5 protein-coding genes and 1 pseudogene are annotated in these 5,098 nt (G+C 62.3%); all 6 read right to left on the bottom strand.

Translation table 11 applies throughout. From position 1 onward, the window contains the following. Positions 1-92 precede the first annotated feature (92 nt). On the bottom strand, positions 93-1,133 hold the full coding sequence (locus OQK_RS18325) for an AI-2E family transporter (protein ID WP_016773659.1): 1,041 nt from the start codon (positions 1,131-1,133) through the stop codon (positions 93-95). Positions 1,134-1,202: 69 nt separating this feature from the next. Next, entirely contained in the window at positions 1,203-2,009 is an 807-nt protein-coding gene (locus OQK_RS18320; RefSeq protein ID WP_016773658.1) for a DUF4892 domain-containing protein, read from the bottom strand. Positions 2,010-2,124: 115 nt separating this feature from the next. After that, positions 2,125-2,979, bottom strand: coding sequence for an alpha/beta hydrolase (locus OQK_RS18315; protein ID WP_016773657.1), 855 nt, complete (start codon positions 2,977-2,979; stop codon positions 2,125-2,127). Further along, on the bottom strand, positions 2,976-3,782 hold the full coding sequence (locus tag OQK_RS18310) for an alpha/beta fold hydrolase (RefSeq protein WP_016773656.1): 807 nt from the start codon (positions 3,780-3,782) through the stop codon (positions 2,976-2,978). Before OQK_RS18310 ends, OQK_RS18315 begins: the two co-directional genes overlap by 4 nt. 313 nt (positions 3,783-4,095) lie before the next feature. After that, a complete protein-coding gene (locus OQK_RS18305) occupies positions 4,096-4,539 on the bottom strand; it encodes a hotdog fold thioesterase (protein ID WP_016773655.1) in 444 nt (147 codons plus the stop codon). A gap of 31 nt (positions 4,540-4,570) precedes the next feature. Further along, a pseudogene (locus OQK_RS18300) lies at positions 4,571-5,098 on the bottom strand (AMP-binding protein); the annotation flags it as partial.

Here is a 5,098-nt window from a genome sequence, read left to right as displayed (position 1 = left end):
AAGGGCGGAACCGTAATCCGCAACACCCGCAGAAACGGATATTCACCCAAAACCCCAAGAGCATGGTCGGCCCAAAGGCCGCCAAGCCCCCCCTAGACCCGAGCCTGACTCTTACTCCAATCCGTCAAAAGACTATAAGCCACCGCCAACAAAGTAGGCCCAATAAACAACCCGATAAACCCAAACGCAATCAACCCACCAAACACCCCGAGCAACACAATCACCAACGGCAGATTGCCGCCACGGCTGATCAGATACGGTTTGAGCACATTGTCCACGCCACTGATGATGAACGTCCCCCAGATCCCGAGAAAGATCGCCATCCCGTACTCCCCCTTCCACACCAGCCAAGCCGTAGCCGGCACCCACACCAGCGGTGGCCCCATCGGAATCAGACTCAGCATAAACGTGACGATCCCCAGCACCAGCGCCCCAGGGACCCCGGCAATGAAAAAGCCGATCAACGCCAGCACCGCCTGCGCCGCCGCCGTACCAATCACGCCGTTGACCACCCGCTGCACCGTGCCCGCCACCAATTCGATGTAATAACCGGCACGATCGCCAATCAAGCGCTGCAGCAGACTGTGCACAAACGCCGCCAGTCGTGGCCCGTCACGGTAGAAAAAGAACACGAACACCAGGCTCAGCGTCAGCTCGAGAATCCCGCCGCCGATCTGCGCACTGCGCGCCAGCAGCCAGTTACCGACCTGGCCCAGATACGGCTTGATCGAGACCATCAACGCCGCGCCCTGCTGATCGATGCTGTCCCACATCGCCACCAGTCGCTCACCAACCAAAGGCACGCTGCCAAGCCAGGTCGGTGCTTCCGGCAAGCCGTCGACCTGCACATCCTTGATGAATGCCGTGGCATCGCGCACATGATCGGCAAGATTGAAGCCCAGCCACACCAGCGGCGCCGCCACCAGCAACATCCAGCCCAGTGTCAGGATCAACGCGGCCAGCGATTCGCGGCCATTGAGCGCGCGGGTCAACAAACGCATCAGCGGCCAACTGGCGAACGCCAGCACCGCGCCCCAGAACAGCGCCGACCAGAACGGCGCCATCACCCACAGGCTGGCACCGAATAACACCAGCAGCAGAATCTGCACCAGCAGGCGATCGTTATTGAGCATGGGAAGTCTCGGCAAAGTCAGTCAGCGAAAGAGTAGGCGAACACTGCGTGCATGCTCGCCCGGCACAGCTTATCGCAACAGGTCGATGCGCAGGCCAGAGCCTTCGAGATTGCCGGTTTCCATCCGGGCCGCCCGCACACCCTGAGTGATCAACGCCTGGCGCCAGGCTTCGGCCTTGGGCCCGGAAACCGTGACCCGCAAGGTCGTGTCGAGATTCAGGCCACGGGAAATCAGGCGCAGCCAGGTGGCATCCGGCTCATCAGCGAGTTTCGGGAAATCCAGCTCGCCGGTGCTTTTCAACTGGCGCAGCAGGGTTGCCGAGGTCGGCAGCAGTTCGCCCAACGGCGCAGTCGCCTCGAACTGTTCGACATGCAGATAGGCTTTGCGATTGCCGCGAGTGATGCTGTAGAGCGCCACCAGCGTGTTGTCCTTTGGCGCCGCCAGCCTGAGCAACAGATAAGCCTGCTGCTCGTCAGAGCCATACAGCTTGGCGTTGCCGAACACCTCGTTGGCCCACAGGCTGCTTTCGCCGCAATCGCGGGCCTGGCACCAGAACAGCAATTCGGCATCCTGCTGTTGCAGGGCTTCGCGGGCGGCAGTAAAGGCTTCGGTGGCGGAATGTTCCGGCGGCAACTCGTAGGTCACCGAGGTGGTCTGGCCACGGGCGGTGACCTGGCCGTCGAAGCGCAACTGGCCGCTGATCTTGCGGATCGAGCCCAGCGGGTAGATGCGCTCCAGCTCGGCCGCCGGGCGATAGTCGACGATCTGTGCGTCGGCCAGACGCGGCAAGATTTGCAGATCCTGGCTGCCCGGCACATCGGCAGCGAAGGACAAGGAGCTGAAGCAGCACAGCGCGAAAAGACTGAGTGGCCGCATAGTCAGGCTCACCGGACGGTCATGGCTGGGCGGGTCGGGGTCGCAGCGGTATAGAAATCCATCAAGTTTGTCTCCTGTTTCAACCCGCCCAGCCTCGGCAGTTGCCGGTAGCAAGTCAAGGCATGGCGAAGAAGCGATTGAAACAGTCTGCTACAAGACCTGCGCCAGCCTCGTCATTCAGGTGCAGATGATGCCCGCCCGGCAACTGTTCGTGACCGAAGGGTAGACGCTGCAGCAACTCAGGATGCCTGGCCAGCATGCCATCCGCCGCGACCACCAGATGCGCCGGGCAACCGACGCGCGAAGCAAACGCCATTGCCTGTTCTTCCGTCAGGCGCAGCGGCGATGGCAGGGTCAGGCGATTGTCGGTGCGCCAGGTGTAACCGCCGGGGACCGGCATCAAACCGCGCTGGGCCAACAGTTCGGCGGCCTCGCGACTGACTGCCACTAGGCCCTTCATCCGCGCCTCGATGGCACGCTCGAGGGTGGTATAGACCGGTTTGCGCTTTTCGCGCAGATCAAGTTGCGCTTGCAGGGCCATGCCCATGCGCTCGGCGGCGTTTTCGCCTTTGTCTGTCGGAGGAATCACGCCATCGATGAGCGCCAGATGGCTGATGCGTTCAGGCAGCGAACCGGCCAGCACCATCGAGACAATCGCGCCCATTGAATGTCCGAGCAGGCCGAAACGCTTCCAGCCCAGCTGCTCGGCGACTTGCAGCACATCATGGGCGTAGTCCCACAGGGCATAACCGGCGCCGTTCGGCCGATGCGCGGAATGACCGTGGCCGGCCATGTCCAGCGCGACGATACGCAAACCGTGGAGCTTCGGCGCCAGCCGCGCGAAGCTGTTGGCGTTGTCGAGCCAGCCGTGCAACGCGATCACCGGCAGGCCGTCCTCGGGGCCGAACATATGCGCGGCCAATTCGATGTGCGGCAGGTTCAGGCGCACTTCTTCGCAGGTCGCGCTCATGCGCAATCCTTGTTCTGCCGCTGTTCCCAGCGCATGAACAGGCTCTTTAGCAGCCGAGCCGTGTCCTGCGGGCGCTCCAGCGGAAACATGTGCCCGCCGGGCATGCTCAGCGCCTCGCCTTGGGGCAGGCGCGAGACGAAACGTGTGTGATGGCGCATGACCACCCGGCTCTTGTGCCCGCGCACGATGGCCAGCGGCACCTGCAACTGGCGGGTGCGCCCCGGACTGGTGTGCGGCACGCCGCGATAAATGCTGATTTCCGTGGCTGGGTCAAAACGCAGACGAAGCTTGTCGTCGACCTGATGCAAACCGTGTTGCAGGTAGGCATCGAAGCATTCCGGGTCGAAGCCGCGAAACAGGGTTTTGCCGGAAAAGTAACTGCGTGCACTGTCGAGATCGGCGAACTCTTCACGGCGTCCGAGGGTGCGCCCGGCCGGGGTCAGCCGGTCGATGAAACCAAAGCGCTTGGCCGCGCGAATCACCCACTGATCGGTGCGGGTCAGCACCGGCGAATCGAGCATCACCACGCCGCGATACAGCTCGGGACAGCGCAACGCCGCGTGCAAGTGCAGCAGACCGCCAAAGGAGTGGCCGACGCCCCATACCGGCTGTTCCTGCTGCTCGAGGTGATGGATCAGTTCATCGACCAGGTTGTACCAGTTGTCGTCCGCCGGAAAACGCGGGTCATGGGCGTGCTGCTCCAGATGCACGACCCGATACTCCGGCGCCAGCGCCGCGAACAACTTGCCATAGGTCCCCGAAGGGAAGCCGTTGGCGTGGGCGAAAAAGATCGGTTGCGACATGCGGGCAAATCCATGAGCGGGAATCGTGGCGTTGATTGTCCGCAAGAGCCGGCGTCGCAGCAATGACTGTAAGTGCCAGGAATGATGACAGTCCGGTCAGGGTGATGTGCATCAGCGAGACCGCTGCCCCCTCACCCCAGCCCTATCCCCCAAGGGGGCGAGGGGGAAAGGGAGCAGATCGGGGGAGTGTCCGGGACCTGAGCTCGACTCGAATTATCAGGTAGACGAGGATCGCGAAAACCACACGGTAGGCCCCCTCTCCTTCTGGGAGAGGGCTGGGGTGAGGGCTCGACCTGACGGAACCCGATAGATGTCAACGCAGCGGCGGCTGCTCCCCCAGCGGCACCACCGCCATGGTCAGGCGCGACACGCAACTGGCCTTGCCTTCGTCGCTGGTCAAACGGATGTCCCAGACATGCGTGGTGCGGCCAATATGGATCGGCGTGGCCACCGCCGTCACCCGCCCACTGCGCAAACCGCGCAAATGGTTGGCGTTGATCTCCAGGCCGACGCAATAGAACTTGCTGGCATCGATGCACAGATAACTGGCCATCGAACCCACGGTTTCCGCCAGCACCACCGATGCGCCGCCATGCAGCAGGCCGTAAGGCTGGTGGGTGCGATGGTCGATGACCATGCTCGCGGTCAGCGACTGTTCGTCGAAGGCTTCGAAGCGAATATCCAGCACTTCGCCAATGGTGTTCTTCTGGATTGCGTTCAACTGTTCGATGTCGGGAGTAGTACGCCACAAGCTCATCGCAGACTTCCTTTGTTGTTGTAATCGATGCTCAATCCTGCCACAGCACCGCCTCGCTGCGCGCGCTCCATTCTTCGAAGCGTGCGCCGTAGCGGTCTTCGATGACGTTGCGTTTGATTTTCAGGGTCGGCGTGAGGAAGCCGTTATCCACCGCCCAGTTGTCCTTGACCACCACCAGCCGGTGCAGGCGTTCGTGCTTGTCGAGGGCGGCGTTGACCTCTTCCAGCAGCTTTTCCAGGCTCGCGTGCAGACTGGCACGAGGCTCTTGCTGATTGACGGTGGACAGCACGCACAACCCCAGCGGTGCACTCAGGCCATCGCCGACCACGCACACTTGTTCGATGCGTGAATGCACGGCCAGACGGTTTTCGATCGGCGCCGGCGCGACGTATTTGCCCTTGCTGGTCTTGAAGATTTCCTTGAGTCGCCCGGTCAGGCGCAGGCGCCCTTCGCTGTCCTGCTCACCCTTGTCGCCGGTGCGCAGAAAACCGTCTGCGGTGAGCGTCTCGGCAGTTTTCTGCGGTTCTTTGAAATAGCCGAGCATGTTGGCCTGGCTGCG

Origin of the sequence: Pseudomonas sp. R62 (genome assembly GCF_000257605.1) — a bacterium.
In the GTDB taxonomy this organism is placed as follows: Bacteria; Pseudomonadota; Gammaproteobacteria; order Pseudomonadales; family Pseudomonadaceae; genus Aquipseudomonas; species Aquipseudomonas atacamensis.
The sequence above is the reverse complement of the archived record's forward strand: the minus strand, read 5'-3'. Positions and strand labels throughout refer to the sequence as shown.